Genomic DNA, 21,976 nt, shown 5'->3' on the forward strand with positions numbered 1-21,976 from the left:
GTGATTACCATTGATCCGCTTTTTTGAAATTTAAGATAAGCGAGCATTGGAAATAACATTTTGAAAAACCTATATGGCCATCGAATTATTGAAGATGAAATTGAATATTAAAAGTATGAAGAGTCAAACTAATACAACACTAAGTAATGCCATTAAATTTATAATGGTACTATTTACTTTACTAATATCAGGTATCTCTATGGCACAGACCACTGTGACTTTAGAAGACCAATGTAATTGTGAAGTACTGCAGGGTACCGATGTATCAGCACCCGGAGTCGCAACTCCGGCAGGTGCAGATTTAGGAGATCTGTATGTAAATACAGATACCGGAACTATTTACTATTGGAATGGAACTACATGGGAGTTAACATCTACGGATGATCAGCAATTACAAAATTTCACTTTTGATGCCTTGACGAATATCTTATCTCTAGAAATCGAAAATGGTAATATAGTAACTGCAGATTTATCGAGTCTTAATCTAGTGGAAACCTTAACTACTATTATTACCAATACGGACGGTACGTTTACGTATACCGATGAAGATGGCGTTGATACGATCATCGATGTAACGGATCTAGAGACTTTGACAACAATCGCTTTAAATGCGGACAATACGAATATCGATTATACTGATGAAGATGGTGTAGTTACGCAATTAGATCTATCTGCGATCGTAGCGAACTTGGAAGCGTTGACTACAGTGGTAGCCAATACGGACGGTACGTTCACATATACGGATGAAGATGGCATTGATACAATTATCGATGTAACTGATTTAGAAACATTGACAACAATCGCTTTAAATGCGGATAATACGAATATCGATTATACGGATGAAGACGGATTGGTAACCCAATTAGATCTATCGGCAATCGTTGCGAACTTGGAAGCGTTGACTACGGTAGTAGCCAATACGGACGGTACGTTCACATATACGGATGAAGATGGCGTTGATACAATCATCGATGTAACGGATCTAGAGACATTGACAACAATCGCTTTAAATGCGGATAATACAAATATCGATTATACGGATGAAGATGGTGTAGTTACGCAATTGGATCTATCGGCAATCGTAGCGAACTTGGAAGCATTGACTACGGTAGTAGCCAATACTGACGGTACGTTCACATATACTGATGAAGATGGCGTTGATACAATTATCGATGTAACGGATCTGGAGACATTGACAACAATCGCTTTAAATGCGGATAATACGAATATCGATTATACGGATGAAGATGGTGTAGTTACGCAATTGGATCTATCGGCTATCGTAGCGAACTTGGAAGCTTTGACTACGGTAGTAGCCAATACGGATGGTACGTTCACATATACTGATGAAGATGGCGTTGATACGATTATCGATGTTACCGATCTAGAGACCTTGACAACAATCGCTTTAAATGCGGATGATACGAATATCGATTATACTGATGAAGACGGATTGGTAACCCAATTAGATCTATCTGCGATCGTAGCGAACTTGGAAGCATTGACTACAGTGGTAGCCAATACGGACGGTACGTTTACGTATACAGATGAAGATGGCGTTGATACGATTATCGATGTAGCGGATCTAGAGACTTTGACAACAATCGCTTTAAATGCGGATGATACGAATATCGATTATACGGATGAAGACGGATTGGTAACCCAATTAGATTTATCTGCGATCGTAGCGAACCTGGAAGCGTTGACTACGGTAGTGGCCAACACGGACGGAACGTTCACATATACCGATGAAGATGGCGTTGATACAATTATCGATGTAACGGATCTGGAGACATTGACAACAATCGCTTTAAATGCGGATAATACGAATATCGATTATACGGATGAAGATGGTGTAGTTACGCAATTGGATCTATCGGCAATCGTAGCGAACTTGGAAGCTTTGACTACGGTAGTAGCCAATACGGATGGTACGTTCACATATACTGATGAAGATGGCGTTGATACGATTATCGATGTTACCGATCTAGAGACCTTGACAACAATCACTTTAAATGCGGATGATACGAATATCGATTATACTGATGAAGACGGATTGGTAACCCAATTAGATCTATCTGCGATCGTAGCGAACTTGGAAGCATTGACTACAGTGGTAGCCAATACGGACGGTACGTTTACGTATACAGATGAAGATGGCGTTGATACGATTATCGATGTAGCGGATCTAGAGACTTTGACAACAATCGCTTTAAATGCGGATGATACGAATATAGATTATACTGATGAAGACGGATTGGTAACCCAATTAGATCTATCTGCGATCGTAGCGAACCTGGAAGCGTTGACTACGGTAGTGGCCAACACGGACGGAACGTTCACATATACCGATGAAGATGGTATTGATACGATTATCGATGTAGCGGATCTAGAGACTTTGACAACAATCGCTTTAAATGCGGATAATACGAATATCGATTATACTGATGAAGACGGATTGGTAACCCAGTTAGATTTATCTGCAATCGTAGCGAACTTGGAAGCATTGACTACGGTAGTAGCCAATACGGACGGTACGTTTACGTATACAGATGAAGATGGCGTTGATACGATTATCGATGTTACCGATTTGGAGACCTTGACGACAATCGCTTTAAATGCGGATAATACGAATATCGATTATACTGATGAAGACGGCATAGTTACGCAATTGGATCTATCTGCGATCGTTGCGAACTTGGAAGCGTTGACTACGGTAGTAGCCAACACGGACGGTACGTTTACGTATACCGATGAAGATGGCGTTGATACGATTATCGATGTTACCGATTTGGAGACCTTGACGACAATCGCTTTAAATGCGGACAATACGAATATCGATTATACGGATGAGGACGGCGTAGTTACGCAATTGGATCTAACGGCTATCGTAGCGAACCTGGAAGCGTTGACTACGGTAGTGGCCAACACGGACGGTACGTTTACGTATACTGATGAAGATGGCGTTGATACCATTATCGATGTAACTGATCTGGAGACCTTGACCAATATTGTTAATAATAATGACGGAACTATCACGTATACTAATGAAGATGGAGTAGATCAAACTATAGATTTAGTAAGTAATGTTGCAAATAATGATATTCAAGTTGGAGCAGATGGTGGTTTATACTTAAATGTAGCTTCGGTAACGATTTCAGAAACTATCACATCTCTAACAGACAATGCAGACGGAACATTTACCTATACAAATGAAGATGGCGTAGTAACTATATTTGATGCTAAACGTTCTACCGTATTAGATAATGGCGATGGTACTTTTACGATCACAGATGATTCAGGAAACTCGGCAGTAGTAGATACAAACAATACGGTAACCACATTGGTTGATAATGGAGACGGTAGCTTTACCTATACCTCAGAAAATGGTACGGTAACTACTTTTACAGAAACATTATCAACTTTAGTAGATAATGCAGACGGAACATTTACATATACAAATGAAGACGGAGTAGTAACTACATTTGACGCTAAACGTTCTACAGTTTTAGATAATGGCGATGGAACTTTTACCATTACGGATGATTCAGGAAACTCAGCAACAGTAGATACTAACAATACAGTAACAACCTTAGTTAATAATGGTGATGGTAGTTTCACGTATACATCAGAAGATGGTACAGTAACAACATTTACAGAAACATTATCAACTTTAGTAGACAATGCAGACGGAACATTTACATATACAAATGAAGACGGAGTTGTAACTACATTCGATGCTAAGCGTTCTACGGTTTTAGATAATGGAGATGGTACATTCACAATCACAGATGATTCTGGTAACTCGGCAGTAGTAGATACTAACAATACGGTAACTACATTGGTAGACAATGGTGATGGTAGTTTCACGTATACATCAGAAGATGGTACAGTAACAACATTTACAGAAACATTATCAACTTTAGTAGACAATGCGGACGGAACATTTACATACACTAATGAAGACGGAGTTGTAACTATATTTGATGCTAAACGTTCTACCGTATTAGATAACGGAGACGGAACATTTACAATCACAGATGATTCAGGAAACTCAGCAACAGTAGATACCAACAATACGGTAACTACATTGGTAAATAATGGAGATGGTAGTTTCACGTACACATCAGAAGATGGTACGGTAACAACATTTACAGAAACATTATCAACTTTAGTAGATAATGCGGACGGAACATTTACATACACTAATGAAGACGGAGTAGTAACTACATTCGATGCTAAGCGTTCTACAGTTTTAGATAATGGAGATGGTACATTCACAATCACAGATGATTCTGGTAACTCGGCAGTAGTAGATACTAACAATACGGTAACTACATTGGTAGACAATGGTGATGGTAGTTTCACGTATACATCAGAAGATGGTACAGTAACAACATTTACAGAAACATTATCAACTTTAGTAGACAATGCGGACGGAACATTTACATACACTAATGAAGACGGAGTTGTAACTATATTTGATGCTAAACGTTCTACCGTATTAGATAACGGAGACGGAACATTTACAATCACAGATGATTCAGGAAACTCAGCAACAGTAGATACCAACAATACGGTAACTACATTGGTAAATAATGGAGATGGTAGTTTCACGTACACATCAGAAGATGGTACGGTAACAACATTTACAGAAACATTATCAACTTTAGTAGATAATGCGGACGGAACATTTACATACACTAATGAAGACGGAGTAGTAACTACATTCGATGCTAAGCGTTCTACAGTTTTAGATAATGGAGATGGTACATTTACAATCACGGACGATTCAGGAAACTCAGCAACAGTAGATACTAACAATACAGTAACAACCTTAGTTAATAATGGAGATGGTAGTTTCACGTATACATCAGAAGATGGTACAGTAACAACATTTACAGAAACATTATCAACTTTAGTAGATAATGCAGACGGAACATTTACATATACAAATGAAGACGGAGTTGTAACTACATTCGATGCTAAGCGTTCTACCGTATTAGATAACGGAGACGGAACATTTACAATCACAGATGATTCAGGAAATTCCGCAACAATAGATACTAACAATACAGTAACAACCTTAGTTAATAATGGTGATGGTAGTTTCACGTATACATCAGAAGATGGTACAGTAACAACATTCACAGAAACATTATCAACTTTAGTAGATAATGCTGACGGAACATTTACGTATACAAATGAAGATGGCATAGTAACTACATTCGATGCAAAGCGTTCTACAGTTTTAGATAATGGCGATGGTACTTTTACGATCACGGATGACTCTGGTAATGCTGCAACTATTGATACAAATCAGGTTGCAGGATCATTAGTTAATAATAACGATGGTACTATAACATATACAGATGGTACAGGTTCTTCTCAAACTTTAGGTTTGGTAAGTGCTAATGCTAATAATGATATCCAAGTTGGAACAGATGGTGGTTTATACTTAAATGTAGCATCTGTTACAATTGATGAAACATTATCAACTTTAGTAGACAATGCGGACGGAACATTTACCTATACCAATGAAGATGGCGTAGTAACTACATTCGATGCAAAACGTTCTACAGTTTTAGATAATGGCGATGGTACTTTTACAATCACGGACGATTCAGGAAACTCGGCAGTAGTAGATACTAACAATACGGTAACTACATTGGTAGACAATGGTGATGGTAGTTTCACGTATACATCAGAAGATGGTACAGTAACAACATTTACAGAAACATTATCAACTTTAGTAGACAATGCAGACGGAACATTTACATATACAAATGAAGACGGAGTTGTAACTATATTTGATGCTAAACGTTCTACCGTATTAGATAACGGAGACGGAACATTTACAATCACAGATGATTCAGGAAACTCAGCAACAGTAGATACTAACAATACAGTAACAACCTTAGTTAATAATGGTGATGGTAGTTTCACGTATACATCAGAAGATGGTACGGTAGCAACATTTACAGAAACATTATCAACTTTATTAGACAATGCGGACGGAACATTTACATACACTAATGAAGACGGAGTAGTAACTACATTCGATGCTAAGCGTTCTACAGTTTTAGATAATGGAGATGGTACATTCACAATCACGGACGATTCAGGAAACTCAGCAACAGTAGATACCAACAATACGGTAACTACATTGGTAAATAATGGAGATGGTAGTTTTACGTACACATCAGAAGATGGTACGGTAACAACATTTACAGAAACATTATCAACTTTAGTAGATAATGCGGACGGAACATTTACATACACTAATGAAGACGGAGTAGTAACTACATTCGATGCTAAGCGTTCTACAGTTTTAGATAATGGCGATGGTACTTTTACAATCACGGACGATTCAGGAAACTCGGCAGTAGTAGATACTAACAATACGGTAACTACATTGGTAGACAATGGTGATGGTAGTTTCACGTATACATCAGAAGATGGTACAGTAACGACATTTACAGAAACGTTATCAACTTTAGTAGACAACGCGGACGGAACATTTACATACACTAATGAAGACGGAGTAACGACGACATTTGATGCAAAGCGTTCAACAGTATTAGATAACGGTGATGGAACATTTACAATCACAGATGACTCTGGTAACTCAGCAGTAGTAGATACCAACAATACGGTAACTACATTGGTAAATAATGGTGATGGTAGTTTCACGTACACATCAGAAGATGGTACGGTAACAACATTTACAGAGACACTATCTACACTAGTAGATAATGCAGACGGAACATTTACATACACAAATGAAGATGGTGTAGTAACGGCATTTGATGCAAAACGTTCTACGGTATTAGATAATGGAGATGGAACATTTACAATCACAGATGATTCAGGTAACTCGGCAATAGTAGATACCAACAATACGGTAACTACATTGGTAAATAATGGTGATGGTAGTTTCACGTACACATCAGAAGATGGTACAGTAACGACATTTACGGAAACATTATCGACTTTAGTAGATAATGCAGACGGAACATTTACCTATACAAATGAAGACGGAGTAGTAACTACATTTGACGCTAAACGTTCAACAGTATTAGATAATGGTGATGGTACATTTACAATCACAGATGACTCAGGAAACTCAGCAACCGTAGATACCAACAATACAGTAACAACCTTAGTTAATAATGGTGATGGTAGTTTCACGTACACATCAGAAGATGGTACAGTAACGACATTTACGGAAACATTATCGACTTTAGTAGATAATGCAGACGGAACATTTACCTATACAAATGAAGACGGAGTAGTAACTACATTTGACGCTAAACGTTCTACGGTTTTAGATAACGGTGATGGAACATTTACAATCACAGATGACTCAGGAAACTCAGCAGTAGTAGATACCAACAATACGGTAACTACATTGGTAGATAATGGTGATGGTAGTTTTACCTATACAAATGAAAGCGGTACTCCAGTATTGTTTAGAGCGTCAACAATTACCGATAATTTAGATGGAACATCCACAATTGTTTTAGCCGATGGAGGAACAATCACTGTAGATAACGACGGAGTAGATAATGTTGATGATGCGGATTCAGAAATCGGAAACGAATACAACACAGGAAGTGCTATTACAGACGGTAGTTTAGAAATTACCGATGGTGGCGGAACTGAATCGGTTAATCTTATCAGTACTAATGCTAATAACGATTTAGCCTTTGGTACAGATGGTGCATTGTATTTAAATGTAGCTTCTGTAACAATATCAGAAACTGTAACAACCCTTGCGGATAATGGAGATGGTAGCTTTACGTATACAAATGAAAGCGGAGCACCTGTATCATTCCAAGCATCAACAATAACAAATAATGGTGATGGAACATCAACGGTTGCATTAGCAGATGGAGGATCTATCATTTTAGATAATGATGGAATCGATAATGTAGACGATGCAGATAACAATCCATTTAACGAAATAGAATTACCAATAGGTGGTACTAACGGACAAGTTTTGTCCACAGACGGTTCGGGAACATATACATGGGTTGATGCAGATACAGGTCCACAGGGAACTGCAGGAACCAATGGTACGAACGGTACAGATGGCGATGATGGGAACGGAATAGCTTCTACTTTGGATAATGGAGATGGAACATTTACATTGACTTACGATGACGGTTCCACATTTACAACATCCGACTTAACAGGACCTCAGGGAACTGCAGGAACAAACGGTACGAATGGAACAAACGGAACGAACGGAACGAACGGTGCCGATGGGGCAACAGGTGCTCCGGGAGCCGATGGAATAAACGGAACGAACGGTGCCGATGGGGCAACAGGTGCTCCGGGAGTAGACGGAGCCGATGGAACGAACGGAACGAACGGTGCCGATGGGGCAACAGGTGCGCCGGGAGCAGACGGAGCCGATGGAACAAACGGAACGAACGGTGCCGATGGGGCAACAGGTGCTCCGGGAGCAGATGGAACGAACGGTACCGATGGGGCAACAGGTGCTCCGGGAGCGGATGGAACAAACGGTGCCGATGGGGCAACAGGTGCGCCGGGAGCAGACGGAGCCGATGGAATAAACGGAACAAACGGTACCGATGGGGCAACAGGTGCTCCGGGAGCGGATGGAACAAACGGTGCCGATGGGGCAACAGGTGCGCCGGGAGCAGACGGAGCCGATGGAATAAACGGAACAAACGGTGCCGATGGGGCAACAGGTGCTCCGGGAGCAGACGGAGCCGATGGAATAAACGGAACAAACGGTGCCGATGGGGCAACAGGTGCGCCGGGAGCAGACGGAGCCGATGGAACAAACGGAACGAACGGTGCCGATGGGGCAACAGGTGCTCCGGGAGCAGACGGAGCCGATGGAACAAACGGAACGAACGGTGCCGATGGGGCAACAGGTGCTCCGGGAGCAGACGGAGCCGATGGAATAAACGGAACGAACGGTGCCGATGGGGCAACAGGTGCTCCGGGAGCAGATGGAACAAACGGAACGAACGGTGCCGATGGGGCGACAGGTGCTCCGGGAGCAGATGGGACTAATGGAACGAACGGTGCCGATGGGGCAACAGGTGCTCCGGGAGCAGATGGGACTAATGGAACGAACGGTGCCGATGGGGCGACAGGTGCTCCGGGAGCAGATGGAGCCGATGGAATAAACGGAACGAACGGTGCCGATGGGGCAACAGGTGCTCCGGGAGCAGATGGGACTAATGGAACGAACGGTGCCGATGGGGCGACAGGTGCTCCGGGAGCAGATGGAGCCGATGGAATAAACGGAACGAACGGTGCCGATGGGGCAACAGGTGCTCCGGGAGCAGATGGGACTAATGGAACGAACGGTGCCGATGGGGCAACAGGTGCGCCGGGAGCAGACGGAGCAGATGGAACAAACGGAACGAATGGTACTAATGGCGCACCAGGCGCAACAGGTCCAGCAGGTGATCCTGCAACTGATGATCAAACATTAGCAACAACAGGTACAGCTGGTCAAATATCAATTACTGGAGGTAATGCAATTACTTTAAATGTAAATGATGCCGATTCAAATGCAACGAACGAGATTCAGACTTTAACGTCTAGTGATGGTTCTATTACTTTAACACCTTCAGGAAATGATTACGACTTAGAAGTTAATTTCCCAGCGAGTAGCGATAATCAAAATATTGAAAACCTTGCAATAAATACAAGTTCAAATGTGCTTACGGTTGGTATTGAAGATGGTAATAGTCAAACTGTTAATCTATCTCATTTAGATAATTCAGGGACTGATAACCAAAGTATTAGAAATCTAACATTTTCAGGTAATACTTTAACGGTAGGTATTGAAGACGGTAGTTCTGATACGGTAAGTTTAGCAGCACTAGCAGATAATCAAAGCATCAAAAACTTAGGTTTATCGGGCACAACATTGACGGTAGGTATAGAAGATGGTTCTTCTCAAACGGTTAGTTTGGCTTCATTGGCGAATACAGATGATCAATTTGATGATGAAGTATTATTGAGGACTCCAATTGATGTTGATGAGGGTGGTGTAGCATCTCCTACCAATGAAACTACGGTAGAAGAAGTAATTCAAGCAATTGCACCTATAACATCTAAAGCGGCACGTATATTTTATCCACCTTCTATAGAAGTTGATGTAGCAACAACAGGTACGGGAAGAACAATAGATTTACATGATGAATATATTAGTCAATATGGTACTCCAGCAGTTAGTAGTGCAGGTGCACCGGGAGCAATACCAACGTATACAAACACTGAGTTATACTACTATGTTACGTATTATGATACTACAGTATTTGCCAATGTAACAGTTAGTGCAACAGGTATTATGCAATATGATGTTATTGCAGCGCCTACTGACTATAATACATTAATAAATGTGGTATTTGTAGTTAAATAATTAGCTAATTAAAGCATAGATTCCAAATCGATTTGAAAAAAACGCATATATATAAAACCATATTTCTCAGTATCGTTACTACGATACTGGGGGTATTGGTATCTAATGCCCAGTTCTTACTTCAGGCACCTACGGATAGTGATCAAAATAACTTTCGTTGGTATGAAGCTTCAGATACGGCAACGGTACTAGGTACAGATTCTTTTTACGAAGTAACCCAACCAGGTATTTACTTTGCAACATACGATGGTACCTTATGTGGTTCTAATGCAACAGGTTACTTTATTGTAACCGATTGTAATAATCCAGATAATGAAGTAACGATGGATATTACTTCTAACGTACCAAGCACTGCTTCGGTAAGTTGGAGTCCGCCATTACCTGGTGATCAATTAAGCCCCATGGTTATTGCTACCGATGCTGTGGTAAGATATACGGCAATGGTTACAAAAGCAGGTAATACTTTTAGTCTACCAAATTTCACGGTAGTGTGTTTACCTGAAGCTGCAGATTTAGAAGATGACTTGGTAACTACAGATGAAGAAGTACCGGTTATTATAGATATTTATGGCAATGATGCCGATTTACCAGATGTAGGTGCTTTAACAACCACAGATCCGGCAAATGGTACGGTAACAATTGATGATGGTGGTACACCAAACAATCCGTTGGATGATATTGTTACTTATACTCCTGATGAAGATTTTAACGGTACAGACACTTTCGATTATACAATTTGTAATGCTTATGGTGATTGTAGTACCGCTACGGTAACCATAGAGGTATTGCCAATATTAGATACTAACGATGATTCTATCGCTATTGATATCAATGCAATTACAGCTATAGATACTTGGCAGGTAAACGATAATGATTTACCTACAGATGGTACGTTTAGCGTAACGCAACCAACGAATGGTTCGGTAACTGTTGATGATAATGGTACACCGAATGATCCATCCGATGATATTCCGACATACTTCCCGAATAATAATTACTTAGGCACAGATGCTTTTGATTATACTGTTTGTGATGCTGTTGGCAACTGTAGTACATCGACCATAACAATTCTTATCAATCCTTTAGGTGTTGATATGGATAGTGATGATGATGGTATCGTTGATAGCTTTGAAGATCTTAATTTAGATGGCGATAATGACCCATCTACCGATCCAACAGATTCTGATGGTGACGGCTTCCCAGATTATTTAGATATCGATGCAGATGGTGATGGTATACCAGATAATGTTGAAGCTCAAGCGACGGCAGATTACATTCCGCCTTCAGGGATCGACGCGAATACCAACGGGTTAGATGATGCGTATGAAGCTAATGGTTTAACTGGATTATTCCCTGTGGATACAGATGGAGATAATCTACCTGATTATTTAGATGAGGATAGTGATAACGATAATGTGTTAGATGCAATCGAAGCTCATGACTATGATCATGATGGTATTGCAGATGTTGTTATGATTGGTTCAGATAAGGACAATGACGGTCTAGATGATGGCTATGAAGGTGCAATTTCAGTTGATATTGACGTCAATGATGAAATAGATGATCCATACGCACAATTGCCAAATACAGATAGTGATGAAGAATCAGATTATAGAGATACCGATGATGACGATGATGGTATCGAAACAAGAGATGAAGACGTCAACCTTAATGGAGATTACGTTGATGATGATTCTGACGATGATGGTATACCAAACTACTTAGATTCAGATTTAGGTCAGCTAGAAGAAGAAATTGAAATTTTCAACGTTATTACACCTAATGGTGATGGCATTCATGATGTTCTTAGAATAGACGGTTTACAGAATTACCCGAACAATACATTGAAAGTCTATAACAGATGGGGTATTGCGGTGTATATGACAAAAGCATATGATACCGAAGGTAATGTCTTTGATGGAACGTCTGAAGGTAGGGTAACCGTTGATATGGACAGTAAATTACCAGTAGGTACATATTTCTATATTCTAGATTATGAATTACCGAACGGAGAAACAAAAACCTTGTCTGGTTACATATATATAAATAGATAATAAGAATGTTGAACACATATATAACCATACTTAAAAAGAATTTTCTAAAACGAGCTGTTGCTATAGTGGCAGTTTGTTTTGGAGTATTTTCTTATGGGCAGCAAGATGCACAGTATACACAGTATATGTATAATACTATAAGTGTAAACCCTGCATACGCGGGTTCTAGAGGGCATATTAGTATGGGTGCTTTGCATCGTTCTCAATGGGTAGGTTTAGATGGTGCGCCAACTACGCAAACTATTAATGTGCATTCACCTATTGGGTATAGAGGTGTAGGTTTAGGCTTGTCGATAGTTAATGACGAAATAGGGCCCACTTCAGAAACTAATTTTGATATTGATTTCTCATATACGGTATGGACATCGGAAGAAGGTAGATTAAGTTTCGGATTGAAAGCCAGCGCTAACTTATTAGATGTTAGGTTTTCAGAATTAAACCAGTATACAACAGATCCAACCTTACAACAAGATATCGATAATAGACTTTCACCAAATATTGGAGCGGGTATTTATTATCATACCGAAAGATTCTATGCAGGTTTATCCGTACCTCGATTTTTAGAAACATCACATTTTCAAGAAACCAACCTTTCTACGGCTAAAGAACAAATGAACCTTTATTTAATAACTGGTTATGTTTGGGATTTGAATGAGTCTGTAAAGTTTAAACCGGCATTGCTTACCAAGGTGGTACAAGGAGCACCCTTACAATTAGATTTATCGGCAAACTTTATGTTTAACGAAAAGTTTATTTTAGGAGCTGCCTACAGATGGGATGCCGCATTTAGTGGTATGGTAGGTTTCAATGTATCTAATAAATTCTTAATTGGTTTAGCGTATGATAAGGAAACTACAGACCTTGGTAATACTGCTTTCAATGATGGCTCTTTTGAAATCATTTTCAGATACGATTTCATTATGACCAAGAACAACTTAAAATCTCCTCGTTTCTTCTAGATTTTTCTTTTTATATATTCATCATTACGTAAAATACCTAAAACGCCTTATTTTTACCTAATGAAGGAAGAACAGGTAATTCTCGTAAACGAAAATAACGAGCAAATAGGCACTATGGCCAAAATGGAAGCCCATGAAAAGGCAGTTTTGCATAGGGCATTCTCAGTATTTATTACAAATGATAACGGTGAAATTATGCTGCAACAACGAGCGGCATCTAAATATCATTCTCCGTTATTATGGACAAATACATGTTGTAGTCATCAACGTGTAGGTGAAACTAATATTGAAGCAGGTAAACGTAGACTTCAAGAAGAAATGGGGTTTCAGGCAGAATTAAAAGAATTATTTTCCTTCATTTATAAAGCTCCTTTCGATAATGGTTTAACCGAACATGAATTAGATCATGTAATGATCGGTAGTTATAATGCAGAACCAAACATTAATCCTGATGAAGTAGAGGCATGGAAATGGATGTCACCTGAGGCTATAAAAGAAGATATCTCTAATAATCCTAAGGAATACACGGCTTGGTTTAAGATTATCTTTGATAAGTTTTACGAACATTTATTTAAAATGCCAGCGAAATAATGAAAGTAAAAGTAAGTAGAAAAGCACATTTTAACGCAGCCCATCGTTTATATAGAAAAGATTGGGACGACAATAAGAACACTGAAATTTTTGGTAAATGTAATAACCCTAATTTCCACGGACACAATTATGAACTAGTTGTAAGCGTTACTGGTGAGATAGATGCTGAAACCGGTTTTGTTATGGATATGAAGGTGTTAAAAGATCTGATCAAAGTAGAGATTGAAGACTATTTAGACCATAAGAATTTAAATATTGAAGTACCCGAGTTTAAAACTTTAAATCCAACAGCAGAAAACATTTCGGTAATCATATGGCAGAAGTTAAGACCACATATTCAAAAATCACACGATTTAGAAGTGGTGCTTTATGAAACGCCAAGAAATTTTGTAACCTTCTCTGGATAATTCAAATAGCAAAATGTAAGAAAAATCCTTAATTATCGTTATAAACCTGAATTAATTGACCAACAAATAAGATATACAATGATACATCCTCTGAAATTTAGACCAATTTTAAAAGAAAGACTTTGGGGCGGTACCAAGCTTAAAGAAGTTTTTGGTAAACCTATAGAAAGTGATATTACCGGCGAAAGTTGGGAGTTGTCTACGGTTAAAGGTGATATTTCTGTTGTTGCCAATGGCAGCTTAGCAGGCAAGTCACTTCAAGATCTTATAGAATCGAATGCAGAAGAGCTTTTGGGTAAAAGTGTTGTAGAACGCTTCGGAAAAGAATTTCCTATTCTGATAAAGTTTATCGACGCCAAACAAGATTTGTCTATTCAACTGCACCCAAATGATGCCTTGGCGAAAGAACGTCATAATTCTTTCGGTAAGACTGAGATGTGGTACATTATGGATGCTGACCCTAAAGCAGAACTAATTGTTGGTTTTAACAAAGATGTTACCAAAGAAGAATACGCTGAAAGTATTGATAATGATACCTTGCTTGATCTTCTTAATTATGAGGAAGTTAAAGAAGGTGATACCTTTTTTATAAATACAGGTAAAATTCATGCTATTGGGGCAGGGGTGATGTTGGCAGAAATTCAACAAACATCTGATGTTACCTATCGTGTTTTTGATTTTAATAGAAAAGATAAAGATGGTAACCTTCGAGAATTACATACAGAACTAGCACTAGATGCCGTTGATTACGAGAAGAAAGACGATTTTAAAGTTTCTTACGGTCATGAAAAGAATGAGGTGAATACCATGGTAGATTGTCCTTATTTCAAAACTAACTTCATAGAGCTTACAGAGAATTTAGATTTAGACACTACACAAAGAGATTCATTTACAATATTTATGTGTGTTGGTGGTGAGGCTAAAATCAGTACTGCTGAAGGAGAAGTCTCTATAAAAAGTGGAGAAACGGCATTATTACCTGCTTCAACACAGAAGATTTCTTTAAAGTCTACCGGTGCAAAACTATTAGAAGTTACTATTTAAGGTCTAATTAACTGTACGGCAGTTCAAATATTGTATTTTTGCAAAAAAAATAATTAGAGATGGCAAGTATTAAAAATTTAAAGAAAGATATTAATAATGTTCTTGGTGACATTATAGAAGGTGTTTATATAGTTGAGGCTGCTAATGGAACTACGCATTCAAAAGAAGGTTCTGCAATTATAGATAATGCAATTTCATCTTTTGATGAGTTGGTTGCTAAAGTCAACCAAAATGATGTTGAGAACAAGAAGGCACATTTCAAAGAAGTAAGAAAAGATTTGGAAACAAAAGCAACTAAATTGGTCGATGACCTTAACAAGTTAGTATAGTTTACCTCTTCCTTAAAATAAAAAAGCATCCTAATAATTTAGGATGCTTTTTTATTTGTACTAAGTTAGTTTGTTCAATTTAGTTTTTTTTCAATGCTTCAGCCAATTCTTTACCATATTTCGATTCAGCAACCTCTGGTGAAAGCACGCTGTAGATAGAATCTAAGTATTTGATATTTGCATCGGGTATTTCTTTTAACGCTATGTAAGGCGCTATAAACGACGATTTATTGTTTAAGGCAAAGTTAATCGCAAACGCATAACCTCTTTGCGTATTTCTATTGCTAATATTCGCCAAAGAATCTATGCTTAATTGGCTAGTTTGATTTTCTGGTTGGGCAGCCTTCATCATTATTTCAACATTCCTTTTATTGATGCCTGTCATGGTCTGCTTGTATTCTTCAAATTTTTCTTGAGATTCAGAACCTGTTATTTTAGCAGTAGTATCAAAGGTGTTCCAGTCTGTATTGATAGTAGTTGTGCCTGGTTCAGCAAAGAAAGTAATACGGTCGTTAATGTCGTTATTGTCCTTTTTATCTAGGTATAAGTAGAATATCTCAGGACTCATTAATTTGGTCTTGAAAGAAAAATTTCCATCTCCGTTTATGGCAACCGAATCAACAGTAACTAGAACAGAGTCAGGTACATGTTGTAAATAAAGAGTCCCTTTTTTTAGTCCTTTTATTTTACCGTTTACGATCATCGTCTCTTCTGGGTTATCGCCACATGAGCTTAATGCCAATAGTGCGGTAATAACGAATAGTATTTTCTTCATTCTTATTATTTAGGGCGCAAATATCTATAAAATTTGATAATAAAGGACGCCAACCTTTATTTTGTTATTAAATATAGCAATTCGATTATATGAAGTACAAAAATAAATAAGTGTATAATTTCGGATTGGACATAAGCTCATTTTTTAAATTTTGCTATAGACTCAAATGAAAAGACTAGTTAATGTTCAATAAACACACACACACACACACACACGAATTATATCTTTTTAAATTCCTAGTTATTTTAATATCTCAAATGTTCTTAGAGATTGTACTAACATAGCCATGTCAGTATTGAAGTCTTTTGCTTTTGGTGTGGATAAAGTTAAATTATAGTAAATTCCTTCTTTATTTCCATTTATTAAGAAATTTAAAACCTCTGAATCTCCATTATTATCACTCTTAGACTTTGTGTGAAAAAAATAAGATTCTTGATTAAATATATCTGTAGGACCAAAATCCACGATTTCTTTAATTTGTGAATGATTTTGAATCTGTTTGGACAAATATTCAAATTCGGATTTCAAATCCTTGCTTTTCTGACTGCTTTTATATTTTTTAACAAGAATAATACTTTTGATACCATTTTTATTTGGTTTTGAATTTGCAAAAAGTCCTAGTAAATCATTATCATTCTCTTTATATGGGGCTATCCATTCCCAATTTTTTGGAATAAATATTGAAAAATCATTATTAGGATAATCAATTTTCTGCTTAGCAAATTTCACTGGGTGATTTGCATATTGTTCCAAACTATTTTCTTTGGATGAACAAGAAAAAACTAAAATCAGAATAATAAATTTTCCTATGAATTTCATTTTTTTTGTATTAAGTAAAACTTACCTATAAGCTAGATGCTACCTCCATTAAATAGGCACAAAGTAAAGCGCCACCTGTACCTACAACATACCCTAAAACTGCTAATAGAACACCTACAGAAGTTAATGACGGGTGAAATTCAGCAGCTACTACAGGTGCAGATGCCGCACCGCCAACATTCGCTTGACTACCTACCGCTAAAAAGAAATATGGAGCTCTTATGAGTTTTGCAACCAATATCATTAATCCGGCATGAATTGTAATCCAAATAAAACCAACAGCAATCAATCCTGGGTTTTCAAGTACTTTGTTTAAATCCATTTTCATACCGATGGTAGCTACCAATATATAAATAAACACACTGCCAATTTTACTGGCACCTGCACCTTCGTAATTTTTTGCTTTGGTAAATGATAGCGCTATACCTAAACCGGTGGCAATAACCACCATCCAAAAGAAAGCAGAGCCTAAGAACGAAAGAAAACTTTTTTGGTCGCTTACAGATTCAAAATTCTTGGTAAGAAAGGAACTGATATTGTCTCCGAAAAAATGTGCTAGACCAACTGCTGTAAAGGCTAACGATAGCATGATTATGTAATCGTTTAGAGTAGGTACACGAGTAATTTTCTCGGTAAACTCCGTTACTTTTATTTTTAATGTTTCAATAGCAGAAGTATCCGCCTTTAACCATTTGTCAATCTGTTTGGTCTTACCAACACCTAAAAGAACAATAGCCATCCACACATTGGCAACAACGATATCAATCAATACCATCCCTCCATATTTTTCAGGATTGTATTGAAAAATTTCTAACATAGCAGCTTGGTTGGCACCACCACCGATCCAACTACCTGCGATAGTAGATAAACCCCTCCAAATAGCATCAAAATCATTGCCACCAACGGTATCGGGAGAAAATATAGAAACAATAAGAATAGCAATTGGCCCGCCGATAATGATACCTGCGCTACCGGTCAAAAACATAATAATAGCTTTTGATCCTAAATTGGAAATTGCTTTAATGTCTATACTTAAAGTCATCAAAACAAGTGCTGCAGGTAGTAAATACCTACTTGCCATAAAGTATAAATTTGAAATCTCATCAGAGACAATACCGGTGCTGGTCAATATTGCTGGTAATAGATAACACATCAGTACAGCCGGCACAATAGAGTAGAACTTACTCCAAAACCCGGTTTTTAAACTTGAGGTGTAAAAGATGAAACCTAGGCATAGCGCCAATAATCCGAATACTACGGTATCGTTAGTAATTAAAGGTTGTGCAAAAAGATATGGCATAAATAGTATGATACGTTGCTAGTTTCAAATATAGTTAATAAACCAAGTTATTGGCTATGTAATGTGCTACTCCGTCTGCTGTATTCTCTAATGTTATATAATTTGAAATCGCTTTGACTTCATCTCGTGCATTAGCAACGGCAACACCGCAACCTACATTTTCAAGCATTTCAATATCATTGTAATTATCACCAAAGGCAATGATGTCTGATAGCAATTCATGCTCTTGCATGAGTAGTTTAATTGCAGAAAGTTTCGATACCGATTCTGGTGCAATTTCGATAAGGGTATCATTAGAACGGTATAGGTTGAGCGAATCACCTAGTTTTTCTTGTAGAATTGGCATTAATAAATCTGCACTTGTTTTTGTACACATCAACATGATTTTGTGAGCACCGATTTTACGCTCTTGCCAATTTTGTAATGTTTGCTCGGTATCTTGAAATACAGGGTTAGATTTTGTGTATTTGATTTCTTTTTCTACTCGTAAAGAGGTTTTTGGTACATACCATTCATTACTATAGTACAACCCTAAATCAGCTTCTAGTTCCGCGCACAACTCGTAAATCGTATTTAAAATATCAATTGGGATAAACACCGAATTAAGTTCTTTATTACCTGATAAAACCAACGCCCCATTATAGCAAATGATGGGTTGGTCTGTAATACCTAGGTCTTCTTGTATGTACCACATGGCACTGGGCATTCTTGCAGAAACAAGTATGATTTTGGTTTCATTTTTTATTTTACGTATTTGTTCGATAGCATTTAGCGAAACATCACTTTTTGTTGAAAGTAGTGTGCCATCTAAATCTGAACACAAAATTTTATACTTCATATTAGATATTTAACCAGTAGGTAAGTTTAAGATTGATAGATCTATATTTTGGTTCGAAAGAGTTGACAAAGTAATTATCGTTATAAACAATAAATAAATCAGACAAAGGAGCAAAACGCCATTGTAATCTAGAATTAAAACCGAGATTATCACGTTGATTACTATACTGAACCAGGGTTGACCAAAAAATAGATTTACTAAAAGTAACGTCTATTTTAGGGCTAATAAGCCAAATATCGGTGCTTGAATACGGTTCTGGTAGCGATATTTTATCATAGTTCATTGCTAACGATAAAAATACCTTGGGTTGAAACCTCAAGTACATTTCTGCCCCTACAGAGAATCTATCACCATTGAAAAAGCTACCCATTGTTGGTGATATAGAATATGCAAATCGCTTTCTGCTATCAGATTGATATTCTAATGAAACATAGTTGTAATGATAGCCAACTTCATTGGGTAGGGGAATGGCATCATCTAAATCGGTTGGGTCAAATTCATCAAAAAGATAGGTATATGAATGCGTATAAGAAACATTAATTTCTGATTGGTCGTTAAATTTCGATTCCCAAGCACCCATTAAATCATAATCTGTATGAAGAAAATCATTTTCGGGGCTCCATGTCATAACCGGGAAGAACTGAAAACTATGGCTTTGCAAGGCGCTATCTTCTGGCCAGAAAACACGCTCGATCATTGTTGCCGATTTAAAAATATCTGTTCTACGAATAAAGCCAAGGTCAGACCTAAAATCTTCACCGATGTAAACCACATCTTCAAAAAAGTTCCAGTTTCTTGAATTATACTGCATAAATGCACCCGAAGAAAGATTTGCTTTCCCGGCATTGTGGGCAAAAGATTTATGTAAATAGAATTTACCGTTCCAGACATTGTTATCAGAAATAAGGTTGTAATCTATACCTGCAACTCTATTATAGCGGTCATCAGGATCTTGAAATTCGTAATCTTCAAAAGTTTGTCTATTGATAAAGAACATACCAATGTTAGATCGCCCGAATACATTTTGTTGTAATGCCAACATTGTATTATTATTGGAGGCTATCTTTTCATCTAGGTCTTCAGCAGTCTGTAGAGTTAGAAAGCCTAGTCTAAGTCCTTTATTTACTTTACCACTTAAACGAACACCACCAATAATTTTATTTTCGATAGAATTGTCAGCAGTATCTTTGGCGATACCTATTCGTCTAGAGAAAAACGGATTAGCATCTCTACCACCACCAAAACTGCCGAATAAATCGCTGTTGTCAATAAAAAATTGTCTTTTTTCTGGTAATGAAACTTCAAAACGAGTTAAGTTGGTTACCTGATTGTCAACTTCAACTTGAGAGAAATCTGGATTTACCGTAACATCTAAATTCATACTATTACCTATAGCAATTTTGGCATCGCCACCGACATTAACTTTCGTGTTGCCCTCGTTTAGTTCAAAGTCTTTTTGAGAACCCATATTTACATAAGGGATAATAGTTAGGGGAGTACTGTATTTACCTAACGGTTTCTCAAAAATCATATCACCCATAAAGGTGAGTCCGTATATGTTCTGATTTTGCGGAATATTTGTCCACGTACTATTTTCGTTAGATTGTGTGTCGAATCTATAGCTATTGAAACGCCATTTGGTTTCCCCTTCTTTAAATTTGAATGCGGTTAAGGGGATGACCATTTCTGCGGTGTAGTAACCATCATAAATTTTAGAATCTCCGCGCCACTTAACATCCCATGAAATGGTAAATCCGTTTAGATTTAGACCGCCACCAGAAACTAGACCTTCACGCCGAACTCCATACGGATTGATACCAAAAAGGAATGCATTGTTACCATCGTTGAACGTATCAAAAAGCAAAGTGATATTGTCACTATTGCCAGCTCTAAAATCTCGTTTTAAAGATTGAATGGAATAGTCGTTACCAGCTGTGTATACAGTAATACCCACATAAAGATTGTTGTTGTCATACATCATCTTTATATCGGTCTGCTTTTTTGACTGTACCGTGTCTAAGGGGAAATATTGCCAAAACTCGTTTGCTTGATCAGCAGTTTCCCAACTTGGTTCATCTAAAATTCCGTCTGGGGTAATTTTATCATTTGTTTCTTTTACTACAAATGATTTATCTGAAATTTGCGCATGTAAAGAATAGCAAAAAAGTATAAGTACTAGGGTACCTAAGTATTTGGTCATTTTGGTCATGGTTTGGTAGATGACCAAATTTAAGATTTTGTTTTGTTAAATAAATGCCAAACTCATTTTGGTTTATTTGATTTGGGTTCTCTTTTAGCTTCTTTTAAAGCCTTCATTAAGATCCACTCAATTTGCCCATTGGTACTACGAAACTCATCTGCAGCCCATTTTTCAATAGCCTGCAGCATTTCTTCGTTGACACGTAGTGCAAAAGGTTTTTTCTTACTCATCTAATAACAAAAATAT

General features: G+C 37.7%; 13 protein-coding genes. 7 read left to right on the forward strand and 6 right to left on the reverse strand.

The features are described 5' to 3' along the window. Positions 1-115 precede the first annotated feature (115 nt). The 7 genes from QSV08_RS00850 to QSV08_RS00880 all read left to right on the forward strand — a co-directional run bounded on the left by QSV08_RS00850 (position 116) and on the right by QSV08_RS00880 (position 15,798). The gene (locus QSV08_RS00850) at positions 116-10,414 is read left to right on the forward strand and encodes a beta strand repeat-containing protein (RefSeq protein ID WP_324025738.1); all 10,299 of its coding nucleotides are present in this window, start codon (positions 116-118) and stop codon (positions 10,412-10,414) included. A gap of 32 nt (positions 10,415-10,446) precedes the next feature. After that, a complete protein-coding gene (locus QSV08_RS00855; RefSeq protein ID WP_324025739.1) occupies positions 10,447-12,468 on the forward strand; it encodes a gliding motility-associated C-terminal domain-containing protein in 2,022 nt (673 codons plus the stop codon). A gap of 5 nt (positions 12,469-12,473) precedes the next feature. Further along, positions 12,474-13,427 (forward strand): type IX secretion system membrane protein PorP/SprF, encoded by a 954-nt coding sequence (locus tag QSV08_RS00860; protein ID WP_324025740.1) that lies wholly within the window; start codon positions 12,474-12,476, stop codon positions 13,425-13,427. Positions 13,428-13,487: 60 nt separating this feature from the next. Continuing rightward, entirely contained in the window at positions 13,488-14,018 is a 531-nt protein-coding gene (gene idi, locus QSV08_RS00865) for an isopentenyl-diphosphate Delta-isomerase (RefSeq protein WP_324025741.1), read from the forward strand. Then, positions 14,018-14,425, forward strand: coding sequence for a 6-pyruvoyl trahydropterin synthase family protein (locus QSV08_RS00870; RefSeq protein ID WP_324025742.1), 408 nt, complete (start codon positions 14,018-14,020; stop codon positions 14,423-14,425). Before idi ends, QSV08_RS00870 begins: the two co-directional genes overlap by 1 nt. Before the next feature lie 81 nt (positions 14,426-14,506). Then, a complete protein-coding gene (locus tag QSV08_RS00875; RefSeq protein ID WP_324028338.1) occupies positions 14,507-15,469 on the forward strand; it encodes a type I phosphomannose isomerase catalytic subunit in 963 nt (320 codons plus the stop codon). Between the two features lie 59 nt (positions 15,470-15,528). Continuing rightward, positions 15,529-15,798 (forward strand): hypothetical protein, encoded by a 270-nt coding sequence (locus tag QSV08_RS00880; RefSeq protein ID WP_324025743.1) that lies wholly within the window; start codon positions 15,529-15,531, stop codon positions 15,796-15,798. A 79-nt stretch (positions 15,799-15,877) separates the two neighbouring features. Here the strand turns inward: QSV08_RS00880 and QSV08_RS00885 are convergent, their stop codons facing one another. From QSV08_RS00885 to QSV08_RS00910, 6 genes are all read right to left on the reverse strand, one after another. After that, positions 15,878-16,573 carry a DUF4369 domain-containing protein gene (locus QSV08_RS00885; protein ID WP_324025744.1) on the reverse strand — a complete coding sequence of 232 codons (696 nt, stop codon included), beginning with the start codon at positions 16,571-16,573 and terminating at the stop codon, positions 15,878-15,880. 240 nt (positions 16,574-16,813) lie between these two features. Next, complete coding sequence (locus QSV08_RS00890) at positions 16,814-17,392, reverse strand: hypothetical protein (protein ID WP_324025745.1); 579 nt, start codon at positions 17,390-17,392, stop codon at positions 16,814-16,816. A gap of 25 nt (positions 17,393-17,417) precedes the next feature. After that, positions 17,418-18,692 carry a DUF819 domain-containing protein gene (locus QSV08_RS00895; protein ID WP_324025746.1) on the reverse strand — a complete coding sequence of 425 codons (1,275 nt, stop codon included), beginning with the start codon at positions 18,690-18,692 and terminating at the stop codon, positions 17,418-17,420. Between the two features lie 34 nt (positions 18,693-18,726). Beyond that, positions 18,727-19,530 (reverse strand): Cof-type HAD-IIB family hydrolase, encoded by an 804-nt coding sequence (locus QSV08_RS00900; RefSeq protein ID WP_324025747.1) that lies wholly within the window; start codon positions 19,528-19,530, stop codon positions 18,727-18,729. A gap of 1 nt (position 19,531) precedes the next feature. Continuing rightward, complete coding sequence (locus QSV08_RS00905; protein ID WP_324025748.1) at positions 19,532-21,730, reverse strand: DUF5916 domain-containing protein; 2,199 nt, start codon at positions 21,728-21,730, stop codon at positions 19,532-19,534. Positions 21,731-21,792: 62 nt separating this feature from the next. Continuing rightward, positions 21,793-21,960, reverse strand: coding sequence for an Arc family DNA-binding protein (locus tag QSV08_RS00910; RefSeq protein ID WP_073245861.1), 168 nt, complete (start codon positions 21,958-21,960; stop codon positions 21,793-21,795). Between the last annotated feature and the right edge of the window lie 16 nt (positions 21,961-21,976).

This window comes from Maribacter sp. BPC-D8 (genome assembly GCF_035207705.1).
GTDB lineage: Bacteria > Bacteroidota > Bacteroidia > Flavobacteriales > Flavobacteriaceae > Maribacter.